Source organism: Brevundimonas sp. GW821-FHT02A10 (genome assembly GCF_059422025.1).
This window is the reverse complement of record NZ_JBWKWC010000008.1, coordinates 1-24227: the sequence shown is the minus strand read 5'-3', so window position 1 is coordinate 24227 and position 24227 is coordinate 1. Positions and strand designations below refer to the sequence as shown.

The window sequence follows — 24227 nt, the reverse complement described above, 5'->3', positions numbered from 1 at the left end:
TCAGTGATCCTGGGATGTCGCTATCGGCCGAACACATAGCGGCAGGTGGTTTGCGGCGGGCCCTGCCGGTCGCCGAGGTAGACGTCCTCCAGCACGAGGTCGCCGCCCGCCTCCAGCCGCGCCTTGCCGGTCAGGTCCAGATCGGCGCCGCCCCGGTTGCCGTCCACATAAGTCATGACGAAGTCGCCGGTCGCCGGGTCGAAGCGGAAGGCGCCCCAGTAGTCCTTGTAGGTCTCGAACGGGATGAAGGTGACCGAATAGCCGCCCTCGTCGTCGAAATGCAGCTCGCGCACGGGCTCGACCGGCTGGCGGTCGCCCACGCACGCGACCGCCTTCTGCGACCAGTAGCCGGTCAGAACCACCTCGTCGCGACCGACGATCCGGACTGCCGCCCCGATGCGGCGCTTGCCGACCAAGGCGGTGATCGTCACCGTCTGGCCCGGCGTGGCGTCAGGGGCGATGATCAGATGGGCGTGGTCCGGCGACAAGGTCACCGCGCGGTCGCTGGTCCGCCAGTCGCTGAGACAGGCCGTCGGTACGACGCTGGACCGCCACGGCCCCGAAGCCGCGCCGATGCTCAGGGTCGCGCCCTGACGCGTCGGCGCCTGCTGGACCACCAGCACCGTCGAGACATCGGCCGCCGAACAGTCGGGCGCGAGCATGACAGCAGGCGGCGGCGCGACGATCATGGCCTCAGCTCCCCAGCAGTTCGCGGCCGATCAGGAAGCGTCGGATCTCGTTCGTGCCGGCGCCGATGTCATAGAGTTTGGCGTCGCGGACCAGCCGCTCGACCGGCCATTCCTTGGTATAGCCCGCGCCGCCCAGGGCCTGAACGGCCTCCAGCGACACCTTCACGGCGTTCTCCGAGGCCAGCAGGATCGCCCCCGCCGCGTCATAGCGGGTGGTCTTGCCCGCGTCGCAGGCCCGCGCCACGGCATAGACATAGGCCCGGGCCGAGTTCAGGGCGACGTACATGTCCGCCACCTTGGCCTGCATCAGCTGGAACGAGCCGATCGGCTTGCCGAACTGCTTGCGGTCGCGGACATAGGGCAGGACCACGTCCAGGGCCGCCTGCATGATGCCCAGCGGTCCGCCCGACAGGACGGTACGCTCATAGTCGAGGCCCGACATCAGCACCGCCGCGCCGCGACCCTCGCCACCCATGACGTTCTCGGCCGGAACCTCGCAGTCCTCGAACACCAGCTCCGCCGTGTCCGAACCGCGCATCCCCATCTTGTCCAGCTTCTTGGAGACGCTGAACCCCTTCATCCCCTTCTCGATCAGGAAGGCGGTGACCCCGCCATTGCCCTCGCCGGTGCGGGCATAGACCACCAGGGTGTCGGCGGTCGGGGAGTTGGTGATCCAGAATTTGGTGCCGTTCAGGACGTAGCGGTCGCCCTTGCCCTCGGCACGCGTCCGCATCGACATGACGTCCGAACCCGAGCCCGCCTCCGACATGGCCAGCGACCCCAGATGCTCGCCCGAGATCAGCTTGGGCAGATACTTCTGCTTCTGCTCGGCCGTACCCCAGCGGCGGATCTGGTTGACGCAGAGGTTGGAGTGAGCGCCGTAGCTCAGGCCGATCGAGGCCGAGGCGCGCGACACCTCTTCCATCGCCACCACATGTTCGAGGTAGCCCATGCCCAAGCCGCCGTATTCTTCCTCGACCGTGATGCCGTGCAGACCCAGCTCGCCCATCTCGGGCCACAGGTCGCGGGCGAATTTGTTGGTCTCGTCGATCTCCGCGGCGCGCGGCGCCAGCTTGTCGGCGGCCCAGCGGGCGGTCGTCTCGCGGATCGCGTCGGCGTTCTCGCCGAGGCCGAACTCCATGGACTGCGGGGCGAAGGGAATGCTCATGCCGGTTTCCTCTGGTCCTCACGGGCTCTCTGCCGGAGTCCTGCGACGCCACCCTAGCGCGTCCGCCGCCAGCGGGAAATTTCAATTGGGCGACGCTTCAGTATAGTCTGTCGCTATGCTCGACCGGACCTTGTTGCGATATTTCCTTGCCGTTGTGGACCGGGGGAACTTCTCCCGCGCCGCCGCCCACTGCCGCGTGTCCCAGCCCACATTGTCCATCGGCATCGCCCGGCTGGAACGGACGCTGGGCGAGACCCTGTTCATCCGCAACAGCCGCCGGGTCGAGCTGACCGCCGCCGGCGTCCGCCTCTCGGCCCAGGCCCGACGCATCGAGGCCGCCTTCCTTGAGGCCGAAACCGCCGCCCCCGCCGAGGCGCCGCGCAAACTGATCCGGCTCGGCCTGCTGTCCACCCTCCCCTCCGCCTGGATCGAACGCGCGCTCGCCGCCGTCCGTGAGGGCGCCCCGTCCGAACGGCTGGAGATCGTCGAGGGTCGTCAGTCGGATCTGCCCGCCCTGCTCGGCCGGGGCCGGGTCGATGCCGCCATCGGGGTCGTCGACGGCGCCGCGAAGGATCCGCTGTTCGTCGAGGACTACGGTCTGGCCATGCCCGTCTCTCACCCGCTGGCCGGGCGCACCGAGGTGGTCCCCGAAGAGGTCGCGGCCGAGACTATGATCGTGCGCCGCCACTGCGAGGCCTTGGCCGAGACCAGCCGCTACTTCACCGCCCGGGGCGTCCGCCCCTTCATGGCCGCCCGCACCACCCACGACGACCGGGCCCTGGCCTATGTTCGTGCAGGCCTCGGCGTCACCGTCCTGCCGCGCGGATTCCAGGGCGAGGGCGTCGCCGTCGCCGCCCTGACCGGCTGGGGCCTGACCCGCCGCATCGGCCTGATGATCGAGCCCGACAGCCGCGCCCGCCTGACCGGGGCAGACACCCTGCGGCTCTTTGGCGACAGTCTGCGGACCTCTGCGGCCGGTTAAGACCTCGAACGGAACGGAAACGGGACCCGGCCATTTCATCTGGCAGAACCGGGATTTCCTTCCATGCTTGCCCTCATCTTCGCCGCCGCCGCCCTGATGTCCGACACCGCCCCCAAGGTGGAGGTCGCCCTCAAGCCCGTGCAGCCGGCTGTGCAGATGCGCGAGGCGCCCGTTGCGAGCGGCCCCGTCCTGACCGCCGTCGCCGTCACCCTGGAATGCACCGCCCGCGCTAATGGCGATGTCGAAGGCTGTCATGTGCTGGGCGAGACCCACCCGGGCCTGGGCTTCGGCGAGGCCGCCGTCGCCCTGATGCGCGGTGAACATGTGGCTCCGGGTCCGCGCGACATCCAGTTCGCCAAGACCATCCAGTTCGTCCCGTAGAACGCATTGGGGGTAGCTAGGCCGCCCGGCCCAGCGCCTCGCCAGCCTCCTCGACCGCTCCCTCGATCACGGCGGCGAGCTGGTCGTCATCTAGGTCTTCGAGCGTATCGGCGCCCAGCTCCCAGCGCCGCCGTTCCATCGCAGCGCGGACGGTGTCGAGAAACAGATCGGCGTGGTCGTCGGCCAGCGCGGGAATCGCGCGGGCCTCTTTCGGCAACAGACTCATCACGCCCTTATGCGCCCGGACCGCGTCGGCCGCTGTTCCAGACGTGGGACGCTATTCGGCCGCCGCACCCGAGCCCCGACTCCGGAGTTCGCCCGATGGGGCCGCCCCCGCCGTAAGGGCATGGTTCGAAGCCTGAGGAGACGCCGATGGCTTCCACCGACACTGCTTCCACCCCGACTGCCGCCACCCTGACCCAGCCCGCGCACAGCGTGGTCATGCACCCGGAGTACGCCCGGACACTGGCTTCCTTCGCCTATGTCTGGGGCTGGCCCCTGGCCAATATGGACAATCGGCGCGCGTCCCTCGCCCGGGTTCCCGAGCCCGGCCGGCTGAACGGGGTGATCCCCTGCGCCCCGCTCGGCCGGCTGTCGATGCTCAACGACTATGTCGCCCCCAATCAGACCACCATCGCCTGCCCCAATCAGGACGTCGTCTACGGCGCGGGCTTCTTCTCGGTCGACGAAACCCCGGTGGTGATCCAGGTCCCGGACTTCGGCGACCGCTTCTGGGTCTACGCCCTCTACGACGGCCGCACCGAACAGTTCGGCCGGCTGGGCAAGGCCTATGGGTCAAAGCCGGGCTTCTACGCCCTGATCGGTCCGAACTGGGAGGGCGAGATCCCCGCCGGGATCACCGGCGTCTTCCGCTCCCCGACCGAAATGGCCAACGCCATCCCGCGTGCCTTCATGGACGACACCCCCGAGGACCGCGCCGCGATCCAGCCCGTCATCAACCAGATCTCCGCCTATCCGCTCAGCGAGTTCGACGGCACGATGAAGATCACCGACTGGAGCCGCGCCCCGGCCTTTCCCGCCGCCGCATCTGAGGGCGAAGGCGAGACCAAATGGGTCGACCCCGACACCTTCTTCGATAGGTTGCCGGACCTGCTGGACCGCATTCCACCCCTGCCCGGCGAGGAGTCGCTCTACGCCCAGTTCCGCCTGATCCTCGCCGTCGCCGAGCGTGACCCGAAACTGAAGGCGGCTATGGTCGAGTCGGCGCATGAGGCCGAGGCCACGACCATCAAGCGGTTCCTCGAATGGCGGCACAACGGCCATCCCGCCGGCAATGGCTGGAACCGATCGACCAACAACGCCCGGTGGGGGATCGACTATTTCAACCGCACCGGCACCGCGCGCTCGAACATGTTCGACAACCGCCCGGAAGAGACCCAGTATTTCTACACCGACTTTGACGGCGACGGCCGCCCGCTCACCGGCGCCCGCAGCTATGCGGTGACCTTCGCCGCCCGGCAGGAGCCCCCGGTCAAGGGCTTCTGGTCGCTGACGCTGTACAACCAGCACCACTTCTTCCACCCGAACCCGCTCGGCCGCTATTCGCTGGGCGCCAAGAACAAGACCTTGAAGCGCAATGCCGACGGCTCCCTGACCCTCTATGTCGGGGCGGCCTCGCCCGGACCGGCGCTGGAGAGCAACTGGCTGCCCGCGCCGGAGGGCGCCTTCTCCCTCTACATCCGGGCCTACTGGGGCGACACGGCCATCCTCGATGAGAGCTGGCGGCCGCCGGAGGTGATCAGGGTTCCCTGACGCCGCCCCTCGACGTCGCAAGAATTTCTTTCACGCGCCACGGAACCCATGCGGCGATGATGCGTTTGGGATCGCCGGCGGTAATTCACCCCACCCTCGACGGTGTGCGGTTTGGCGCTTTCCAGCCGCGACAGGACCCCAATGATCCGTCACGCTCTGGCCGCCGCGACCGGCCTGCTCTGCCTCGTGTCCGCCACCCAGGCCGCCGCCGAAGGCCTGCCTGCCAATATGGACCGGTACGACTGTTCCGGCAGCTATCTCCAGACCCCGCACCCCGGCGGCGCGCGGGTCCAGCCGTTTCACTTCGGCCTGATCTGGAACACCGAAAGCCTGTCCATGGCCTTCATCGGCAGCGTGCCTGTTCTGGACGGCACCTGGCTGATCGTGCCGGGCCAGTTCCCCTCGACGGTCTCACCGGACGGGACCGTGCATTTCGCGACCAATCCCCTCGGCCCCCAGAAGACGCAGGGCGACATGGTTCTCGACACCGAGGGCAAGACCCTGCGCCTCACCATGACCTGGCCCCGCGCCGGTCAGGCTGACGGCGGCCTCACGCTCCAGGGCGTCTGCGTCCAGAACCGAACCTACAGCAATCTCCAGCCCCTCTAGATCGGCCGGGCGACCGGCGGCGCGTTCCGTCGGCCTTCCCAAGGGAACAGGACCGAACCTCATGATCGAAGAGAGCTATGTGCGGCTTTACGCGGGCGATTTCGCCCGCTTCGCGGCCCGCGCCGAAATCACCCCGCTGGATCCGACCATCGTCACGCGGCGGATGAAGGAGGCCCGGGTCCACGCCGGGGTCATGGACGCCCGAAAGGGCGACGGCCATCTCGAAGCCCTGGTGGCGCGGTTGCGGGACGAGGCGCGCCGCCCCCGGTCGCGCGGCCTGATGGGGTCGATCGATACGGCCACGGCCAGCGCACGCCACCGCGACTTCCTGACCACCGTCGCCGACGCGCTCAGTCTCGCCGACTGAGCAAAAAAAGCGCCGGATCCGGGGGGGAATGGATCCGGCGCAGGGCCTAACGGTCGGGAGGAGAACCCGCGTCAGAAGGGTCGGCCAAACGGCCTAGAAGGTGTAACGCAGCCCGACGAAGAACTGCCGACCCGTGTGGGTGTAGACGTTCAGGCGGTTGTCGGCGTCGACGTACTGGTCGTTGAACTCGTCGGTCAGGTTGATGCCCTCGACGCTGAACTTGAGCTGCGGCGTGATGTTGTAGGAAGCCTGGGCGTCGAAGTTCAGGGTCTCGTTGGTGCCGGCGACCGAGTTGCCGTCCGAGGCCGGAACGCTGGTCAGATAGCCCTGGCGATAGGCGGCCGAGCCCCGGATCGAGAACTTGTCGGTCTCATAATACAGGGTGAAGTTGGCGGCGTTCTTGGACAGGCCGATCAGGGTCTCATCGATTACCGTCAGCGGGCTGAGCGAGGTGATGTAGGTGATCTTCGAGTCGACGAAGGTGTAGTTGGCCTGGACGCCGAAATTCTCCATCCAGCCGGGCAGGAAGTCGAGACGCTTCTGGGCGTTCAGTTCGAAGCCCTTCAGGTCGCCGCCCTCGGTGTTGATCGGCTGGGTGGTGCGGAAGATGGTCGTCGGGGTGGCGGTGGTGCCGGTCAGGACCGAGTCCGGCAGACCCAGCTGGTTGAACGGCAGGTCCTGGGCCAGGCTCTGAACGAAGGTGTTGATCTTCTTGTAGAAGAAGCCGACCGCGAACAGGCTGTCCCGGTCCGGATAATATTCCAGCGACAGGTCGATGTTGTCCGACTCGGTCGGCTTGATGTCCGGATTGCCGGTCGAATAGGTGTAGTTCGAACCCTGGATGCTGACGTCGCCGCCGGGCGTCAGGCTGGCGATCGAGGGCCGCGCCACGGTGCGGGCGGCCGAGAAGCGCGCCACGACCGTGTCGGTCAGGTCCACCGCCAGGTTCATCGACGGCAGCCACATGTCGTAGCTGCGCTCGGCGTCGACCAGGTTGGAGCCCGCCGAGGTGGTCTCATAGCCCTGCGACCACTGGTCGGTGGAGACGTAGCGCACGCCCGCGTCGCCGCGCCACGGCAGGCCGAAGGCGTCGAAGTGGAAGTCGGCCTGGACATAGGCGCCCGTGTCGGCTTCCTCGACGTTGATGTACTGGCCGCGCGCCGACGAGTTGCCGGTCTGGGTCAGGGCGTAGATGCCGGTGTTGGAATAGATGTTGTAGGTGGCGATGAACTTGTTCAGGTCCGGCGCCAGCCAGCTGGTCGGGGCGCCCGACGGCAGGTCGGCGTTACGGCCGAAGCCCGAGAACACCTTCGACACCGCGGCCAGCTCGGCCGGGGTCAGGGTCTGAACGACGGTCTCGGTCGTGCGGTACAGGCCGCGCGAGTGGAAGCCGAACTTGCGATAGTCGACCCCGCCCTTCAGCGTGATGTTGTCGTTCAGGTCATATTCGAAGAAACCCTTGGCCGTAGCGAAGGTGTTCTCGACCGAGTTCGGGCGGATGCGGACCTCGGAGGTGCCGTTGGTCATCGCCCAGTTGGCCGCATTGGTCGTGTCGAAGCCGAAATTGATCTCCGGCATCCGGCTGCGGAAGTCGTAGGAGAAGCCGTTGGTGTTGGCCCGGTCGAAGGTGACGATGGTCGAGACCGGGTTGTCGAAGAACGACTTCGAATAGCCGCCGACGAAGCCGGTGCGGAACCGGTCGGACCAGTTGCGGTTGGCGGTCAGGGTGTACTGCTGGAACTTGGTCTCCAGCTCGTCGTGAGCCGACTGGGTGCGCACGTCGACGGCGTCCATGACGGCCTGGACGATGTTGCGACCGTCCACGATGCCGGAACGGATGATGGTCTGCGGCTTGCCCGTGCCCGAGCGGCTCAGGCCAATGGCCTGCAGCTGGGCCTCGTCACGCGTCGACTTCACGTCCGAATAGAGGATGTCCAGAGTGACCGTGGACTTGTCGTCCGGACGCCATTGCAGCGAACCCGTCAGACCCAGACGCTCGGTGTTGTGGTCATAGGAGACGTAGGACGGCAGGCGCGGGTGGAACAGGCCTGTCGTGGCGCTGGCGTTGTTGATCTGGGCGATCGTATAGCCGTTGATCGTCGAGGCCGTGTTGAAGCCGCCGTTGGCGCCGCCGGCGCTCCAGCGGGTGATGTTGGCGCCCTCTTCAAGGATGTGGCGCTCTTCATAGGCGGCCGAGAACAGGGCCCCGAACTTGCCGTCGGCCCAAGTGTTGGAGGCCAGCAAGGTGAAGCGCGGCTTCACGTCGCGCGCCAGGTCGTTGTAGCTGCCCTGGACGCCCATCACGAGCGTCGGCTTGGTGTAGTCGAACGGGCGGGCGGTCTGCAGGTCGACGGTCGCGCCCAGTGAGCCTTCCTCGACATCGGCCGAGGCCGACTTGCGCACCGTCAGGCTGTTGAACAGCTCGGAGGCGAACATGTTGAAGTCGAAGCCGCGGGTGCGGTTGGTGCCGCCCGAGTTGACGGTGCCGCCCGTGGTGGCGATCGCTTCCATGCCGTTGACGCGGACGCGGGTGTATTCCGAACCCAGACCGCGCACCGAGATCTGGCGGCCTTCGCCGTTGGCGCGGCTGATGGTGACGCCGGGCACGCGCTGCAGCGATTCCGCCAGGTTCAGGTCGGGGAAGTCGGCGATGTCTTCGGCCTTGATGACGTCGACGACGCCGCTTTCACGACGCTTGGCGCTGACGGCGCTCTGAAGGCTCGCGCGGAAGCCGGTGACCACGATCTCGTCGACCGTGGTGGCCCCATCATCGGTTTGCGGCTGGGCCGGAGCGGTTTGCGCGGAGGCCGCGCCGGCGACCGCCAGCGTCAGAACCAGCGCCGAGGCGCCGCTGCGAAGTGCGAATTGGAATCCATGCGAGGAACGCATCGTCGTCTTCCTTCCCCATATGTCCGGGTGTCCCGGATCTTCTTGGCTGACGCTGTGGCGCCGGTTGTCGGCCCCGGCGAGAACACCGGTTGGCTTCGAGCGGACCATAGGATCGCCCTGTTGTTCGACGCCAATCCCAATCGGGCATGGACCGATGCAGGACTTGAACCGATGCCCGGCCTGTGTGCGACGTCCTGTCATCGATCATTCGTCGGTAGTGCTCGGCGGCGATACTCGGATCGATAGCGGCCCTGCGACCGATCGCCCCCATCGATACCGGTTCTGTATCAGTCCATAGTCGGTTTGGCTTGGACCCCCGCCCCCTCCCCTCCTATCGTCCGGTCAAGCCAGACGCCCGTCAGAGGCGCCGGTTGGGAAGCGAAACACCTCAAGGCGTCGGGCTTTTCCGGCATCACGGTCTCTCGTTCTCCCGATACGTTCGAGGAGCGTAACGACCATGACCGACGCCGCAGCGCAGAGCCCCACGCCTCCCGCCGGGGGTAAACGGACGCAGGTCCGCTTCCTGATCCTGCTGCTGATCTTCCTGATCACCACCATCAACTACGCCGACCGCTCGACCTTCTCGATCGCCGGCGATGCGGCATCCGAGGACCTCGGCCTCAGCCCGGTCCAGATGGGCTATATCCTCTCCGCCTTCGCCTGGGCCTATTGCCTCGGCCAGATCCCCGGCGGCGCCCTGCTCGACAAGTTCGGCACCAAGCTGATCTACGCCCTGGCCATCGCCACCTGGTCGGCCTTCACCTTCTTCCAGGGCCTGTCCGGCTTCGTCACCGGCGGGGCGGTGTTCGCCACCCTGTTCGCCCTGCGCTTCGCCGTCGGTCTGGCCGAAAGCCCCTCCTTCCCCGGCAATGCGCGCCTCGTCGCCGCCTGGTTCCCGGGCTCCGAGCGCGGCTTCGCCTCGGCCGTCTTCAACTCGGCCCAGTACTTCAGCCTCGTGGCCTTCGCCCCGCTGATGGGCTGGCTGGTCCACACCTATGACTGGCACTCGGTCTTCTTCGTCATGGGCGGTCTCGGCGTCCTCGCCGCCGGCGTCTTCTGGTGGATGATCAAGGCGCCGGTCGACCACAAGGGCGTCAACCAGGCTGAGCTCGACTATATCGAGGCCGGCGGCGGCATGATCCGCATGGAGACCAAGGCGGCCGCCAAGTCCGCCGCCTTCAGCTGGGCCAATGTCTCCCAGGTGCTCAAGAACCGCATGCTGCTGGGGGTCTTCATCGGCCAGTACGGCATCAACGTCCTGACCTATTTCTTCGTCACCTGGTTCCCGATCTATCTGGTCAAGGAGCGCGGGCTGGACATCAAACAGGCCGGCTTCGCCGCCGCCGCCCCGGCCCTGATGGGCTTCTTCGGCGGCCTGCTGGGCGGGATCGTCTCGGACTGGCTTCTGAAGCGCACCGGCTCCCTGACCATCGCCCGCAAGACGCCCCTGGCCATCGGCATGGTCCTGTCCATGACCATCATCGCCTGCGCCTATGTCGACTCGACCAGCCTGGTCATCGGCCTGATGGCCGTCGCCTTCTTCGGCAAGGGCATCGCCTCGCTCGGCTGGGCCGTCATCTCCGACACCTCGCCGCGCGAGTTCGTCGGCGTCACCGGCGGCATCTTCAACACCTTCGGCAATGCGGCCGGCATCGTCACCCCGATCGTCATCGGCTATATCGTCCAGGCGACCGGGTCCTTCGACCTGGGCCTGTGGTTCGTGGGGCTGCACTGCCTGCTGGTCATCGCCGCCTACTTCCTGATCACCGGCAAGATCGAGCGCATCACCCTGAAGGCGGCCGCCTGATGAAGGCCTCGCGCAGAAGCTTCCTCGGCGGGACAGCGGTCGCCGCCCTCGCCGCGGCGGTCGCCCCCAAAGCTCGCGCCGCAGCGACCTCTCTCACGGTCACGACGCCGATGCCGGCCCCCGGCTGGGCCCTGCTGCAACGGCAACTTCTGGCCGACAACGCCGAGGCCTGCGCCGCCTTCTACGCCCGCTATTTCGACGAGCGCGGCTACTTCCTCTGCTTCGAGCGCTGGGGCGCCAACGACGGCCCCGACGACGCCATCGAGAACGTCAACAACTGGCCCCTGCTCCATGCCCTCGGCGGCGCCGACCGGGTCAAGGCCATGTACACCCAGGCCTGGGAAGGCCACCTCAAACAGTACACGGCGGCGAAGACGACCGAGGTCGCCATCGCCCGCGAGGGCATGTTCTTCAAGGAGTTCAACGTTCAGCTCGACTGGCAGCACCACGCCGAAGAGCTGACCATGTTCAACGTCCAGGGCCTGTCGGACCCGAACAACCCCCGCTTCGCCGACCGCGCCCGCCGGTTCAGCGCCATGTACATGGGCGAGGACATCGACGCCCCGAACTACGATCCCGAGCACAGGATCATCAAGAGCCTGATGAACGGCTCACGCGGCCCGATGCTGCGCAAGGCCACCGCCCTGGACTGGGCCGGCGACCCGTTCGAGGCCGGCCACCGCTTCTTCATGGAGCATGGCGAGACCACCTACGAACAGACGCTGCACCACTACGACGAATACACTGACGTGGTCGGCGACCACCCGCTGAACCTCTTCTCCACCACCCTGGCCCTCAACGCCTATATGCTGGCGCAGGAGCCGAAGTATCGCGACTGGCTGCTCGGCTATGTCGACGCCTGGGTCGAGCGGGCGAAGGCCAACGACGACCTGCTGCCCTCCAACGTCGGCCTCGACGGCGTCATCGGCTCGGCGGCCGAGGGCAAGTGGTGGGGCGGGACCTATGGCTGGGGCTTCTCCCCGGTCAATCCGGTCACCGGCAAGCGCGAGGACCGCAGCCGTGTGCTCCGCACCATCCTCGGCTTCTTCAACGCCTATCTGCTGACCGGCGACGACAAATACCTCGACACCTGGCGCAAACAGGCCGACCGGCTGAACCGCGAGAAGCGCACCGTCGACGGCAAGGTCCAGACCCCGACCATGTACGGCGCCGACGGCTGGTATGGCTTCAAGGACGGCCTGCACCAGCTGAACAGCCTCGACATCTGGTGGTTCTCGATGAAGCCCTCGGACCGCGCCCGTGCGCCGGACCATCCGTGGATCGCCTTCCTCGAGGGCCGCAATCCCGACTTCCCCGAGACGGCCCTGCGCAAGGACCTCGCCCGCGTCGCCGAGATGGCCAGGGCCGAGCGCGAGGACACGACCACGCCCGACACCCGCCTGGCCGACGCCCGGCTGGAGTACAATCCCGCCAGCGTCAGCTCCCTGATGCAGACCATGATGGGCGCCCTGCACATCGGCCGCCCGCCATGGGGTCCGACCACGGCGAACGCCGGCGGCTCACCCCTCTACGCCCGCCTGCGCTACTTCGACGCCGAGGCCCGCCGCGCCGGTGTCCCCGAGGACGTCGCGGCCCTGATCGACTCCATGACCGCCGACGAAACCGCCGTCACCCTCGTCAACCTGTCGCCCACGCAATCGCGCGAAGTAATCATCCAAGGGGGCGGCTACGGCGAGCACCGCATCAAGACCGCGACCTTCGACGGCAAGACACAGACGGTGGACGCCCCGACCTTCACCCTCAAACTGGCCCCCGGCGCCGGGACCCGGGTGGTGCTGGCCATGGACCGGTACGTCAACCAGCCGACGCTGAAGTTCCCGTGGGACCGGTGACCCAATAATCCGCTCATCCCCGCGAAGGCGGGGACCCAGTGCTTTAGGCGATCCTCGTTGACGGTTGCCCAGCGTCGCCTATCCCGGACATGGTGCCTCACAACAAAACTGGGTCCCCGCCTTCGCGGGGATGAGCGGAGAAGAGAATGCGGGCTCACAATGTCATCGCGCTGATCGCTTTGGCGGGAGCGGTGTTTTCAACCGCAGCCACCGCCCAGGACGCCCGCTGGATCGCCGCCTGGACCTTCCCGCCGACCTCGAACGTCGGCCCGGTCGTGCCGCCCTCCCCGCCCAATCCCAACGACGTGCGCGGCCCGCTCGGCCCCTCGACCGTGGCCAACCAGACGGTCAGTCAGACCACCCGCGTCTCCGCCACGGGCGACCTGATCCGCATCCGCCTGTCCAATATCTATGGCGCGGCCCCGATCCGCATCGGCGCCGTCAGCGTGGCCGTCGGCGACGGCTCTCCCATCCCCGTCACCTTCGACGGCGCGAACGGCCTGACCCTGCCCGCCGGCGCGCCCCGCCTGTCCGACCCCGTGACCCTGCCGGTGAAGCCACTCGACCGCGTCACCATCAGCGTCTTCTACCCTGACCAGACCGCCCTCCCGAACCATCGCCTGCGTCAGGTCCTGACCGACGGCGATACGACCGGCAGCCCCGTTGCCGCCGACGCCCCGCGCCAGCGCATCGGCGCCCTGGCCACCGGCATCGCGGTGGAGACCACCGCGCCCACCCACGTCATCGTGGCCTTCGGCGACTCGATCACCGAGGGCACGGGCTCGCTCCCGTCAGGCCCCGGCGGCTGGCCCGAACGGCTCGCCGAGCGGATGGCCGGTTCCCAGTGGGCGGTGGTCAACGCCGGCATCGGCGGCAACCGGCTGCTGCATCAGGGCTCGGGCCCCTCGGGCCTCGAACGCCTCGACGCCGACGCCCTGTCCGTCCCCGGTGCGAAATGCCTGATCCTGCTCGAAGGCATCAACGACATCGGCCGCCCCGCCCGCGCCGAATATGCCCATGAGGCCGTCACCGCCGGCGACATCATCGCCGGCTACCGTCAGGTCCTGACCCGCGCCCATGCGGCCGGTCTCAAGGTCGTCGTCTCGACCATCCCGCCCTTCGAGGACGCCAACTATTTCACCGCGTCCGGCGAGGCGATCCGCCAGTCCGTCAACCAGTGGATCCGCACCACCCCCGACCTCGACGCCCGCCTCGACTACGACGCGGTCCTGCGCGACCCCGCCCATCCGACGCGTCTGCGCGCGGACTATCAGAGCGGGGACTGGCTGCATCCCTCGGACGCTGGCTACGCGGCCATGGCGGGGTCGGTGCCGCTCGGCATCTGCGACTAATCCTACCCTCTCCCGGCGGGAGAGGGCTTGAGGCTCGCAGAGCCCAGCGATGCGCAAAGCCGAAAGGGTGAGGGGCTGGCGCTCACCGGCTGACGCCCACCCCTCACCCTCCCACTCACTTCGTTCGCGGGCCCCTCCCTCTCCCGCCGGGAGAGGGGCCGAGTACGCATACCCCCACGCCCAAGCCCGTTGATTGGAAAGCGCGTTTCCAAAGCCCCGCCCATTCGGCCCAGCATCCACCAGACCCGGCGTACACTCCCCGCCTCCGGTCTTTGACATCCGCGCCGCACGCTGCACGCGTCTTGCACTCGAGTGCAAACCCCCTGCCCGCCCTCAGCGCTTCAATTTCAAACCCTTGAGAGCCGAACCTTCTATCCGACCTTCAGAATTGCACTTTTTGCACCCACCTTTTTCCGAGTGCAAAACTCAGGTGCCCTGCTTCAGGAACGGCGCTGTCTGGAACAGCTTGCGTTCCTCCGCCCGGGGGTCGTCCACCGAGCGGGTATCGACGTCGAACACCATCGTCGGGCGTGTCTGCAGGTCGTAGGGCTTCCACTCCGGGATCGCCGCATTGTTCGGATTTCCGGTCCGGGCGAAGGCGATGAAGGTCTCGCTCATCCTTGCCGCCACGGCCCGCGCCTCCGGCCCCGTGCCCGTCTTCGACGTCGGCTGGTGGCAGTTGTCGAAGGCCAGGGCGATGTCGAAGGAGTGATAGGCGCCCAGCCTCGGATCGACCGGCGAGCCGAAATCCAGCTGGTACATCCAGGTCCTGTCGCCCAGCCGCGCCCGCTCCTGCGCCTGGATCAGATGCCCGGGCCGCGACCGGCCGCACGTAGCGGCGGCGAAGAAGACGTCGACGGGCGACATCTCGGGGAACTGCCGCCGATACCAGTCGACGACATATTGCGCGTTCAGATCGACCACGAACTCGGGCGCCAGCTTGGCCGCCACCGTGTCCCAGGTCAGGTGGTAGTTGCGCTCGTCGCCACTGGTGAAGGCCCGCGCCTCGTCATGGGTGTTGCCGATAATCATCGGGATATGGGCGCTCTCGATCGGGGCGTCGGGCACGAAGGGGTGCCGCGGGAGGGTGTCGTGGTCCATCACCGACCAGAAGTAGATGCCGCCCTTCTCGATCGGATCGTCCATCGACAGGGCCTCGACCAGCTTCGCCGTAGGGACCTGGGCGAGCTCCCCTGCCCGCTCCGGCGTCAGGCCCAGACGGTCGAGGAAGACCCGCATCCGCAGCGCCGCGTGCTGGGGCCCCATGGCGGTCACGTGCTGGCCGCTCATGGTGATGACCTTGTGATAGAGGCCGGTCGCCGAGGGCATGGCCATCAGGGTCACCAGCTTGGCCCCGCCTCCCGACTGGCCGAAGACCATGACGTTGCCCGGGTCGCCGCCGAACTCGGCGATGTTGTCGCGAACCCACCTCAGGGCCAGCAGCAGGTCGAGGTTGCCCACGCTGCCCGAGGCCCCGTAGGCGCCCCCGCCATGGGGCGACAGAAGCTGACCCAAGCCATTGTATCCAAAGACATTCAGGCGATGATTCAGGGTCACCACCACCACGTCGCCGCGCCTGCACAGGGCCACGCCGTCATAGAGCGGGCTCGACCCCGAACCGTTGGCGTGGGCCCCGCCGTGGACATAGACCATGACCGGACGCTTCCCGCCGTCACGGAGCTCCGGCGTCCAGACATTGAGGAACAGGCAGTCCTCGGACTGGTTGGGCTCGTCCGACTTCTGCGGGCTGGCCGCGCCGTACGCCAGCGCATCCTTCACCCCTGTCCACGGCTCCGGCGCCACCGCCGGCTGGAAGCGCCGCGTCGAGGTGTCGGCGCCGTAGCGGACGCCCTTGAACACCTTGATCCCCTGATCGAGCGCCCCCCGCACCCGCCCGTGCTTCGTCGTCGCGACCGGCGCCGGCCCCTCCGCAGCCCACCCTGCCCCCGGCAGTCCGGCGACCAGTGCGGCGGTTCCGGCGGTCGCGATCACGGTCCTGCGGGTCGGCATGGGCTAGTCTCCTAAGGGTGCTCCGCCTGCGCCTCGATGAGGGCCAGCAGGGGCTTCAGACTGGGGTTGTCGTTGTCGCGCCGCCAGGCCACGAACAGCTCCACCGGCCGCTCGGGCGAGGTCTCCAGAGGCCGGAACTCGACCCCCTCGAAGTGCAGCTTGGTCGCCGCCTCCGGCACCACCGCCGCGCCGATGCGGGCGTGGACGAGGGCCAGGATGGAGTGGATCTGGGCCATGTGCTGGACGTACTGGGGCGAGACCCCGGCCTCGTCGAACATGGCAGTCAGCATGCCGTGGAAGTAGCCCGCGCCCTCCGGCGCATACATGACCATGGGCTGGTCGCCAAAGTCCGACAGGCTGATCACGGCCTTCTCCAGCCGCGGGTCGCCGCTCGGCAGGGCCGCGACGAGGGGCTCGGTCAGGACGCGAACCTTGTCGAACTCGGGCCGGGTCAGGGGCGGCCGGACCAGACCCAGATCGATCCGCCCGGTCAGCAGGGCCTCGACCTGTTCGCCCGAGACCAGCTCCCTCAGGGTCAGGTCGACGTTGGGCAGCTTCGTCCGCGCCAGATCGACGAGGTTGGGCAGGAAGCTGTAGCCCGAGGCGGCGGTGAAGCCGACAGCCACCCGCCCGGCGTCTCCGCTGGCGATGCGGCGCGTGGCCAGGGCCGCGCTGTCGGCCAGCCTCAGGATCCGCTTGGCCTCGATCAGGAAGGCGCGCCCGGCGGGCGTCAGCCGCACCGAGCGGCTGGTCCGGTCCAGCAGGACCACGCCGAGGATTCGCTCCAGCAGCTGGACCTGCCGGCTCAGCGGCGGCTGGGTCATGTTGAGGCGCTGCGCCGCCCGCCCGAAGTGGAGTTCCTCGGCGACGGCGACGAAGCACCGCAACTGACTGAGTTCGAACATGTTCATGGCGCCCTACTGCGTAGGAGACCGGTCATAGGACTTCCGGCTCGCACCGGACAGACCCTGCGACTATCCGTTCGCCGCCAGCTTGGGCGCGGCCGGTTGAACGCGGGCGATCAGGGCCTTGAGCTGGTCCAGCTGGGCCGGGGTCAGGTCGACCAGCGGCGGACGGACCGGACCGGCGGTGCGGCCGATGGCGGTCATCCCCGCCTTCACGATCGACACCGCATAGCCCTTACCCTGGTCGCGCAGGGCGATGTAGGGCAGGACGAAGTCGCGCAAGCCGGCCATGATGGCGGCGTGGTCGCGGGCCCGGACGGACTTGTAGAAGTCCAGGGCGAAGTCCGGCACGAAGTTGAAGATGGCCGAGGAGTAGGTGGTGACGCCCATCTCCAGATAGGCCGGGGCGAAGGTCTCGGCGGTGGGCAGGCCGCCGACATAGGTCAGGCGATCGCCCATCCGGGCGTAGACCTTCATCATCAGCTCGATGTCGCCCACGCCGTCCTTGAAGCCGACGAGGTTGGGGTTGCGGTCGCACAGCTTCTCCAGCGTCTCGGGCTGGAGCACGGCGTTGTCGCGGTTGTAGACGATGACGCCCAGCGAGGTCGCCTTGCAGACCGCCTCGACGTGGGCGGCGAGGCCTTCCTGGCCGGGAACCATCAGGTAGTTGGGCAGCAGCAGGACGCCGTCGGCGCCGTTGGCCTCGGCAGACTTCGCCAGCTCGACGGCGATGGCCGTGCCATAGCCGCAGCCCGCGATGACCGGGGTCTTGCCGGCGGTCTCGTCGACCGCGGCCTTGACCACCTTGCCGACCTCTTCGGGGGTCAGGGAGAAGAATTCGCCCGTGCCGCCGGCGGCGAACAGGCCGGCCAGCTCGTACTGGAGCATCCAGGCGCAGTGCTCGCGATAGTCCTTCTCGACGAACTGGTGGGCGGCGTCGAAGTGGGTGACGGGGAAGGACAGCAAGCCGCCGCCGATCGTCGCGGCCATCTCCGCGGGGGTCATCCTGGACATAGAGTTCCTCACTGAAGCGGCCCTTGCCGCCCGGCGCTGTGATCGCGCCCTGATGAGAACGGTACTGGCCTCGTCGATGCGGGTCTAAGCCAAAGCGGCTATCGACCGATGCGGGTTTTGGCTTGATCGGGCGCGAACAGGGGTCCGCGAGCGCCGATCGATGCGCCGCCGCTCTGGATCAATGCCCCATTCGGTGTCGGCGACAGGCTGTCGGCGGACTACACCGCGCACCATATAGCCGCGACAGACAGCTTCGAAGGACACGCGCCCATGACCGACACGATCCAGCTCTCCCACCTGATCGATGGCGAACGCGTGGAGACGGCCCGGCCGGGCGAGAGCCACAACCCGTCCAACACCAACGACATCGTCGCCAATACGCCCGACGGCGGTCAGGCCGAGGTCAACGCCGCCGTCGCCGCCGCCAAGGCCGCCTTCCCGTCGTGGTCGGAAGCCAGCCCCGAGGTCCGCGCCGATGTGCTGGACCGCGCGGGCACGCTCGTCATGGAGCGCCGCGAACCGCTGGGCCGCCTGCTGTCGCGTGAAGAGGGCAAAACCCTGCCCGAGGGCATCGGCGAGACCGTCCGCGCCGGCCGCATCCTGAAGTACTTCGCCGGCGAGGCCCTGCGCCGCCACGGCCAGAACCTCGACAGCGTCCGCCCGGGCGTGGAGATCCAGACCTATCGTCAGGCGGTCGGCGTCTATGGCCTGATCACCCCCTGGAACTTCCCGATCGCCATCCCGGCGTGGAAGGCCGCCCCTGCCCTCGCCTTCGGCAACACCGTGGTCATGAAGCCCGCCGGCCCGACGCCCGCGACCGCCTCTGCCCTCGCTGACATCCTCGTCGAGGCCGGTCTGCCCAAGGGCGTCTTCAACCTTGTCATCGGCCGGGGCGGCGTGGGTCAGGCCATCGTCGACCACCCCGACGTTGACGGCGTCTCCTTCACCGGCTCGCAAGGCGTGGGCGCCGGCGTTGCGGCGGGCGCGGTCGCGCGTCAGGCACGGGTCCAGCTGGAGATGGGCGGCAAGAACCCGCTGATCGTCCTCGACGACGCCGATCTGGAGCGCGCTGTCATGATCGCGCTCGACGGCTCCTACTACGCCACCGGCCAGCGCTGCACGGCCTCCAGCCGCCTGATCGTCACCGACGCCATCCACGACCGCTTCGTCGCCCTGCTGGCCGAGAAGGTCGCGGCCCTGCGCGTCGGCGATGCGCTGGATCCCAACACCCAGATGGGCCCGGCTGTCTCCGAGGCCCAGATGGAGACCTCCTACAAGTACATCGATATCGCCCGTCAGAACGGCGGCCGCATCGTCACAGGCGGCGAGCGCCTGAGCCTTGAGAACCCGGGCTGGTACGTCCAGCCCACCCTGATCGCCGACACCGATCCGGCCATGCGCATCAACACCGAAGAGGTCTTCGGCCCGGTCGCCTCGACCATCCGCGTCAAGGACTATGAGGAGGCGCTGAACGTCGCCAACACGACCGAGTTCGGCTTGGCGGCCGGCATCGTGACCACCTCGCTCAAGCACGCCCGCGACTTCCAGCGCCGGGCGAAGGCGGGGATGACCATGGTCAATCTGCCGACCGCGGGCGTCGATTATCACGTCCCGTTCGGCGGCACGAAGTCGTCCAGCTACGGCGCCCGCGAACAGGGCTTCGCGGCGGTCGAGTTCTACACCCAGACCAAGACCAGCTACAGCTGGAGCTAGCGGCTCGCGGCGGTCGGGACGAACCCCGTATCGAACTTGCAGGGCTCTCCATAGGCCGCCGCATGGGTCTCGCAGGCGGCGGCCACCGTCTGCGGCGTCGGCGTCTCGCCCTTGTCGATCCAGGCCATCAGGGCGTCCAGCATCCCGGCGTACTCGGGCGTGCTCAGCTTGGAGTGGGTGTCCTCATTCGTGAAGGTCTGGACCAGCAGGTCCGAGCGTCCGGCCGCCGCGACGATATCGCGATAGACGGCGTCCACCCCGACGAAGACCGTCGGGTCGTTCTTGGCGTGGATGCTCAGGGTCGGCAGCATGATCTGGCCGGTGAGGTCGGCGTCATAGGCCAGCCGCGCAACGCCCTCAGGGTCTGCGGCGAACCGCTCCACGCCCGCGTTCAGGGCCGCGTCGTCGTCCGAGCCTGAATAGACCCGGCCTTCGTTGGAGAAGGGGTTGTGGCCGTCCAGCCGCTTCCAGACCATGTCCTGGAACAGGTTGGTGGCCCAGCCGAGGTGGGAGATCAGCTCATCCTCGCGGATGCCGATGACGCGGGTGATGTTCCTCAGGTTGCGGGCCTGCTCGGGCGTCCGTTCGGCGGCGGGCTTCGAGACCCCGGTGCACTCGTCGACCCGACGGGTCAGCTCGGCGCGGGTCATGCGCGCGTCGGCGGGCAGGCCCTGCCAGACCGGATACTGGACCTCGTCCGGACGCGGATGGTTGCGGCAATAGAACTGATAGACGGCCCTCAGGTCCGAGCGGAACACATAGCCGCGCGTGCCGCCGGCCACGAGCCCGGCCGACAGCAGGACGCCGTCGTAGTTGCGGTTCCCGTTGCCGTCGACGGCGTAGAGCTCGCTGACCTTGGCCGCGACATTGCCGCCCCAGGACTGGCCGTGGACGATGGTCCGGCGCGGCTTGCCGAACCGGTCCCAGAAGATACGACGCAGGATGTCGGTGTCCTCGGCGGCCATCCGCACGCCATAGCCGCCCCGGCGATAGGTCGATCCGGCCCAGGCATAGCCCTCGCGGACCATGACCGAGAACCGCTGCAGGTCGTCGATCTCGTCGTTGATCTCGGGCGTGGTGGTGCGCGGTCCGCCGTGGCTGTGGACCACGAGGACGTTGTTCCAGTTCGCCGGGATGGCGATCCAGTAGAAGGCCCCCTCCTCCGACCGCCCGGTGTAGCATCTGGCCCCTGCGGGGAGGCCCTCGGGGCAGGCCGCATCGGCGGGGATGGGCGAGACGGTGGCCGGCGGTGTCTGGGCCACACCCGGCGTCGCGCAGGCCGTCACCGCGCCTCCCATCGCCAGAGCGGCAAGGATGGAACGACCGGCGGCGACCCAGGAACGCATGGCGATCTCACTTCAGCGGGCAGGATAGAAAGGCCGGGGCGACGTCTGGCCGCCGCCCCGGTAGTCAGAAGAACTCCCTGGAGGAGCGCTTCGGGGAGACGGATCAGAACGTCTTGGTGACGCTCGCATACCAATAGCGGCCGTAGGGCTGGTAGAGCGAGCCCAGATAGCCGGACGAGGACAGCGGCGGCGCCTCATTGGTGATGTTGCGCACACCCGCCCGCAGTTTGGTGTTGTTGGCGATGCCGAAGTGGTCCTCGAACTCGTACTGGCCGTACAGGTTGCCGGTCAGGCGGCTCTCGACCTCCCACGGCGTGCCCGACGTTCCCAGCAGGGCCGTATCGTCGACCGCGCTGATGTACTGGGTGAAGACGCCGACCTGCCAGGGACCGTTGGCCCAGGTGACCGTACCCGAGACCTTCCACTCCGGACGGCCGTTCTGGGCGACCAGGCTGGTGGAGTCCGGCAGAGGCGTGGCGGCGTTGATCGTGCCGGCGGCGCGGGCGGCGTACAGGGCGTCGATCTGCGGGCCCGGCTCACGGCTGAACTTGGTCAGCTTGGCCGCATTGATGTTGACGCGGAAGTTGCCGACCGGGGTGTTGCGCAGACGCCAGACGATGCCGAAGTCGATGCCCTGGACGTCCTGCGGCAGCAGGTTCACGAACCGGTCCGAGACCGAGATGATCTGGCCAACCGGGGCGATGCCGGTGCCGGCGAACAGGGCGATGTCGTCGGCGTTCGGCGCGGCGCGGACCACCAGCGGGTTGGACGAGCCGGTGACCCGGTCGAGGTAGTCCTGAACCGTGGCGGCGGAGCCGCCGAACAGGCCGACGATCTTCTCCTGCTGGATGCGCCACTTGTCGACGGTGAAGGTCCAGTCGCCCAGGCTTTCGGGCAGGAACTTCGGCTGGAAGACCACGCCGTAGGAAGAGTTGGTGCTCTCTTCCGGCTTCAGGTCCGGGTTGCCCGAGACCAGCAGGGAATAGCCGATCGAGCGGGCGCAGGCGCCGAAGGTGGCGATGCGGCCGGCGCGCAGGTCGGCCTCGCAGCGGATGAAGTCGTTGTTGGTCGCCAGACGGCCGTAGGTGGTGGCGTTGGTCTGTTCCAGGTTCGGAGCGCGGAAGCCTTCCGAATAGGAGCCCCGGATGCGCAGGCCGTCGAAGATGTCCCAGGCGGCGGCGATCTTCGGCTTGGCCACGCTGCCGAAGTCCGAATAGTGCTCGGCGCGACCGGCGATCTGCAGGTCCAGGCTATGCACGAACGGGATGTTCATCTCCGGCGAGACGACCGGGACGGCGAACTCGATATAGGCGGCCGAGACCGTCCGTTCACCGTGGGTGTCGGGGTTGGGGCTGACCGAGATGACGTTGGACAGGTTGGTCGCGCCGGTGACCGAGTCGACGAAGATGTTGGTGCCGTCGACATTGGGGTCGCGGTCGTCGTTCTGGGTCTCCTTGCGGGCCTCGACGCCGAAGGCCACGCCGAGGTCGCCGGCCCACAGGCGGAACAGGTCCGACTTGGACACCTTGAAGTCGACCATGGCCAGGGTCGTCTTGGACACCCGCTTCAGGTCGAAGGTGATGGCGTCGATGGCCGCCTGGGAGCTGGACGTACAGTCGCCGACGCTGGTGTTGTCCAGGCAGCCGCCGTTGAACGGGTTGTAGGCGTCGGGCGTCGACAGGGCGAGCTGGGCTTGCAGCTTGGTGGCGTTGACCGCGGTCGAGCTGTCGGTGGCCTCGGCCTCCGAATAGGTGATCGCCGTCTCCCAGTCGAAGCCGTGGAACTCGCCCCGCAGACCAGCCAGGGCGCGGGCCTGATAGTTGTCGACGCTGACCCGCTGCATGCCCGCATCGACGAAGCGGTACTGGTTCAGGGTGATCGCCAGGCCCTGAACCGGGACGTTGGTCAGGCCCGACAGGCGGTTCGGATTGACCGAGCCGTCGGCGAAGGTGACCGGCCCGAACGGGTTCCAGTAGTTGGTCGTCGGGATGGTCAGGGTGTTCAGATTGATCAGCGCCGGCTGCAGGCGCTTGGTGTTCGCCTGATACCAGCCCAGCTCACCGAAGGCCGTGACGTTGTCATTGATGTCGTAGTGGCCCGTGAAGAACAGGTTCAGGCGCTGGACCTCGGGCGTGATCGTCGTGCCCGTCGCGGTGTCATAGCGCAGGTCGCGCTGGACGCCGTTGAAGCTGAGCGCCGCCTGGCCGATGCAGATGTCGGCCTGGGTCAGGTTGGCCTGGCAGCCGGTGATGCTGGTCGGCTGGATGTGGAACACGCCCGCGGCGCTGGTCAGGGGCGTCGTGCCGCGACGGATGATGCCCGGGCCGTTGACGACCGCCAGGTTGGCCCAGGGGCCGCGCGTGTTGCGGGCGTCCGGCGTCAGGCTGGAGGCGAAGTCGGGATCGTTGGCGAACAGGAAGCGCAGGTTGTCCGAACGGGTGAACTGCTGGTCGTCGGCCTGGAGCGCGGTGCGGTCGGTATAGTCGATGAAGGCCGAGACGTTGCCGCGCTCGAAGTCCTTGCCCGCGAACAGGCCGATGCTGAGCTCGCGCAGGTGGGTGTTCTCGGCCCCGCCGTACTGGGTGGTGAACCTCAGGCCATCGAAGTCATCCTGGGTGACGGTGTTGACCACCCCCGCCACGGCGTCCGCGCCATAAATGGCGGCGGCGCCGTCCAGCAGGACTTCCAGACGCTCCAGACCGGAGACCGGGATGGCGTTGGAGTTGTAGCTGAGCACAGGGACGGTGCCGGTGTCGGACGTGCCCTGGCTGGTCGGGTGGGAGACGATGCGGCGGCCGTTCAGCAGCACCAGGGTGTTGCCGACGCCGAGCGAGCGCAGGTTGACCGAGTTGACGTCGCCGCGCGCGGCGTTCGAGGTCTGGGCGTTGTTGGCGGCGCTGAACAGGACGTCGCCCATCTGCGGGATGGTGCGCAGCAGGTCGTCGCCGGTGACGGCGCCGGTGGCGGCGATCTGGTCCTGCCCCAGGACGGTGACCGGCAGGGCGGTGGTGACCGAGGCGCCGCGGATCTGCGAGCCGACGACGACGATGTCATCGACATTGGCGGCGGGATCGCCCTCCTGCTGCGCCTGATCGGTGATGGCCTCTTCGGCCGGCGAAGCGGTGGTGGCGGGCGTCGTTTGCGGCGCGGTCTGGGCCATCGCCGTTCCGGCCAGGGCCAGCAGGGCCGTCGCAGCGGTGGTCGCCAGCATGGCGGTCTTGATCTTGATCATTGTTGTCCTCCCTCGTGTCGTTTTTTGTTGTCTTGTCTGTGTGTTAGTCGGCGGTAACGAGCGCATCATCCCCCGGTCCGGCGGCGGGATCGGGTTGGGCGGCGAGTGGTTGGGGGTGTCCGTCGAGGGCCCGTTTC

Annotated in this window: 18 protein-coding genes; 9 read left to right on the top strand and 9 right to left on the bottom strand. The window is 67.9% G+C overall.

All coding sequences use genetic code 11. The features are described from left to right. Positions 1-20: 20 nt before the first annotated feature. Together AC07U0_RS17240 and AC07U0_RS17235 are read right to left on the bottom strand one after the other, a co-directional pair. Entirely contained in the window at positions 21-689 is a 669-nt protein-coding gene (locus tag AC07U0_RS17240) for a hypothetical protein (protein ID WP_494721210.1), read from the bottom strand. A gap of 4 nt (positions 690-693) precedes the next feature. Then, the gene (locus tag AC07U0_RS17235) at positions 694-1857 is read right to left on the bottom strand and encodes an isovaleryl-CoA dehydrogenase (RefSeq protein ID WP_494721209.1); all 1164 of its coding nucleotides are present in this window, start codon (positions 1855-1857) and stop codon (positions 694-696) included. A 133-nt stretch (positions 1858-1990) separates the two neighbouring features. On the opposite strand from AC07U0_RS17235, the gene AC07U0_RS17230 reads away from it, so the two are divergent. Both AC07U0_RS17230 and AC07U0_RS17225 read left to right on the top strand, forming a co-directional pair. Further along, complete coding sequence (locus AC07U0_RS17230; RefSeq protein ID WP_494721208.1) at positions 1991-2839, top strand: LysR family transcriptional regulator; 849 nt, start codon at positions 1991-1993, stop codon at positions 2837-2839. A 63-nt stretch (positions 2840-2902) separates the two neighbouring features. Next, the gene (locus AC07U0_RS17225; protein ID WP_494721207.1) at positions 2903-3220 is read left to right on the top strand and encodes an energy transducer TonB; all 318 of its coding nucleotides are present in this window, start codon (positions 2903-2905) and stop codon (positions 3218-3220) included. 16 nt (positions 3221-3236) lie between these two features. Here AC07U0_RS17225 and AC07U0_RS17220 read toward each other — a convergent pair whose 3' ends face one another. Further along, positions 3237-3446, bottom strand: a complete 210-nt coding sequence (locus AC07U0_RS17220) for a hypothetical protein (protein WP_494721206.1) — start codon at positions 3444-3446, stop codon at positions 3237-3239. 146 nt (positions 3447-3592) lie between these two features. Here AC07U0_RS17220 and AC07U0_RS17215 point away from each other — a divergent pair, with 146 nt between their 5' ends. The 3 genes from AC07U0_RS17215 to AC07U0_RS17205 all read left to right on the top strand — a co-directional run bounded on the left by AC07U0_RS17215 (position 3593) and on the right by AC07U0_RS17205 (position 5969). Further along, on the top strand, positions 3593-4993 hold the full coding sequence (locus tag AC07U0_RS17215; protein ID WP_494721205.1) for a DUF1254 domain-containing protein: 1401 nt from the start codon (positions 3593-3595) through the stop codon (positions 4991-4993). Between the two features lie 141 nt (positions 4994-5134). Further along, entirely contained in the window at positions 5135-5602 is a 468-nt protein-coding gene (locus AC07U0_RS17210) for a hypothetical protein (protein WP_494721204.1), read from the top strand. 61 nt (positions 5603-5663) lie between these two features. Next, positions 5664-5969, top strand: coding sequence for a hypothetical protein (locus AC07U0_RS17205; RefSeq protein ID WP_494721203.1), 306 nt, complete (start codon positions 5664-5666; stop codon positions 5967-5969). 93 nt (positions 5970-6062) lie between these two features. Here AC07U0_RS17205 and AC07U0_RS17200 read toward each other — a convergent pair whose 3' ends face one another. Continuing rightward, positions 6063-8858 (bottom strand): TonB-dependent receptor, encoded by a 2796-nt coding sequence (locus tag AC07U0_RS17200; protein WP_494721202.1) that lies wholly within the window; start codon positions 8856-8858, stop codon positions 6063-6065. A gap of 457 nt (positions 8859-9315) precedes the next feature. On the opposite strand from AC07U0_RS17200, the gene AC07U0_RS17195 reads away from it, so the two are divergent. From AC07U0_RS17195 to AC07U0_RS17185, 3 genes are all read left to right on the top strand, one after another. Beyond that, positions 9316-10665: an MFS transporter gene (locus AC07U0_RS17195; protein WP_494721201.1), complete on the top strand. Its 1350-nt coding sequence runs from the start codon at positions 9316-9318 to the stop codon at positions 10663-10665. Beyond that, positions 10665-12518, top strand: coding sequence for a DUF8034 domain-containing protein (locus tag AC07U0_RS17190; protein WP_494721200.1), 1854 nt, complete (start codon positions 10665-10667; stop codon positions 12516-12518). Before AC07U0_RS17195 ends, AC07U0_RS17190 begins: the two co-directional genes overlap by 1 nt. A 146-nt stretch (positions 12519-12664) precedes the next feature. Next, entirely contained in the window at positions 12665-13870 is a 1206-nt protein-coding gene (locus AC07U0_RS17185; RefSeq protein WP_494721199.1) for an SGNH/GDSL hydrolase family protein, read from the top strand. 426 nt (positions 13871-14296) lie between these two features. Here the strand turns inward: AC07U0_RS17185 and AC07U0_RS17180 are convergent, their stop codons facing one another. From AC07U0_RS17180 to kdgD, 3 genes are all read right to left on the bottom strand, one after another. Further along, positions 14297-15880, bottom strand: coding sequence for a carboxylesterase/lipase family protein (locus tag AC07U0_RS17180; RefSeq protein ID WP_494721198.1), 1584 nt, complete (start codon positions 15878-15880; stop codon positions 14297-14299). A gap of 11 nt (positions 15881-15891) precedes the next feature. Then, on the bottom strand, positions 15892-16791 hold the full coding sequence (locus tag AC07U0_RS17175; RefSeq protein WP_494721197.1) for a LysR substrate-binding domain-containing protein: 900 nt from the start codon (positions 16789-16791) through the stop codon (positions 15892-15894). A 63-nt stretch (positions 16792-16854) separates the two neighbouring features. Further along, complete coding sequence (gene kdgD / locus AC07U0_RS17170; RefSeq protein WP_494721196.1) at positions 16855-17799, bottom strand: 5-dehydro-4-deoxyglucarate dehydratase; 945 nt, start codon at positions 17797-17799, stop codon at positions 16855-16857. Between the two features lie 270 nt (positions 17800-18069). Between kdgD and AC07U0_RS17165 the strand changes: the two genes are divergently transcribed. Beyond that, positions 18070-19512 (top strand): aldehyde dehydrogenase family protein, encoded by a 1443-nt coding sequence (locus tag AC07U0_RS17165; RefSeq protein WP_494721195.1) that lies wholly within the window; start codon positions 18070-18072, stop codon positions 19510-19512. Here AC07U0_RS17165 and AC07U0_RS17160 read toward each other — a convergent pair. Both AC07U0_RS17160 and AC07U0_RS17155 read right to left on the bottom strand, forming a co-directional pair. Then, positions 19509-20858 carry a hypothetical protein gene (locus tag AC07U0_RS17160; protein WP_494721194.1) on the bottom strand — a complete coding sequence of 450 codons (1350 nt, stop codon included), beginning with the start codon at positions 20856-20858 and terminating at the stop codon, positions 19509-19511. The genes AC07U0_RS17165 and AC07U0_RS17160 overlap by 4 nt on opposite strands. A gap of 103 nt (positions 20859-20961) precedes the next feature. Continuing rightward, on the bottom strand, positions 20962-24090 hold the full coding sequence (locus AC07U0_RS17155; protein ID WP_494721193.1) for a TonB-dependent receptor domain-containing protein: 3129 nt from the start codon (positions 24088-24090) through the stop codon (positions 20962-20964). Positions 24091-24227: the final 137 nt, after the last annotated feature.

Bases quoted from the DNA above. Each gene is read 5' to 3' on its own strand.
- AC07U0_RS17240 (WP_494721210.1), bottom strand. From the start codon at position 689: ATGATCGTCGCGCCGCCGCCTGCTGTCATGCTCGCGCCCGACTGTTCG.
- AC07U0_RS17235 (WP_494721209.1), bottom strand. From the start codon at position 1,857: ATGAGCATTCCCTTCGCCCCGCAGTCCATGGAGTTCGGCCTCGGCGAG.
- AC07U0_RS17225 (WP_494721207.1), top strand. From the start codon at position 2,903: ATGCTTGCCCTCATCTTCGCCGCCGCCGCCCTGATGTCCGACACCGCC.
- AC07U0_RS17220 (WP_494721206.1), bottom strand. From the start codon at position 3,446: ATGAGTCTGTTGCCGAAAGAGGCCCGCGCGATTCCCGCGCTGGCCGAC.
- AC07U0_RS17215 (WP_494721205.1), top strand. From the start codon at position 3,593: ATGGCTTCCACCGACACTGCTTCCACCCCGACTGCCGCCACCCTGACC.
- AC07U0_RS17210 (WP_494721204.1), top strand. From the start codon at position 5,135: ATGATCCGTCACGCTCTGGCCGCCGCGACCGGCCTGCTCTGCCTCGTG.
- AC07U0_RS17205 (WP_494721203.1), top strand. From the start codon at position 5,664: ATGATCGAAGAGAGCTATGTGCGGCTTTACGCGGGCGATTTCGCCCGC.
- AC07U0_RS17200 (WP_494721202.1), bottom strand. From the start codon at position 8,858: ATGCGTTCCTCGCATGGATTCCAATTCGCACTTCGCAGCGGCGCCTCG.
- AC07U0_RS17195 (WP_494721201.1), top strand. From the start codon at position 9,316: ATGACCGACGCCGCAGCGCAGAGCCCCACGCCTCCCGCCGGGGGTAAA.
- AC07U0_RS17190 (WP_494721200.1), top strand. From the start codon at position 10,665: ATGAAGGCCTCGCGCAGAAGCTTCCTCGGCGGGACAGCGGTCGCCGCC.
- AC07U0_RS17185 (WP_494721199.1), top strand. From the start codon at position 12,665: ATGCGGGCTCACAATGTCATCGCGCTGATCGCTTTGGCGGGAGCGGTG.
- AC07U0_RS17180 (WP_494721198.1), bottom strand. From the start codon at position 15,880: ATGCCGACCCGCAGGACCGTGATCGCGACCGCCGGAACCGCCGCACTG.
- AC07U0_RS17175 (WP_494721197.1), bottom strand. From the start codon at position 16,791: ATGAACATGTTCGAACTCAGTCAGTTGCGGTGCTTCGTCGCCGTCGCC.
- kdgD (WP_494721196.1), bottom strand. From the start codon at position 17,799: ATGTCCAGGATGACCCCCGCGGAGATGGCCGCGACGATCGGCGGCGGC.
- AC07U0_RS17165 (WP_494721195.1), top strand. From the start codon at position 18,070: ATGACCGACACGATCCAGCTCTCCCACCTGATCGATGGCGAACGCGTG.
- AC07U0_RS17160 (WP_494721194.1), bottom strand. From the start codon at position 20,858: ATGCGTTCCTGGGTCGCCGCCGGTCGTTCCATCCTTGCCGCTCTGGCG.
- AC07U0_RS17155 (WP_494721193.1), bottom strand. From the start codon at position 24,090: ATGATCAAGATCAAGACCGCCATGCTGGCGACCACCGCTGCGACGGCC.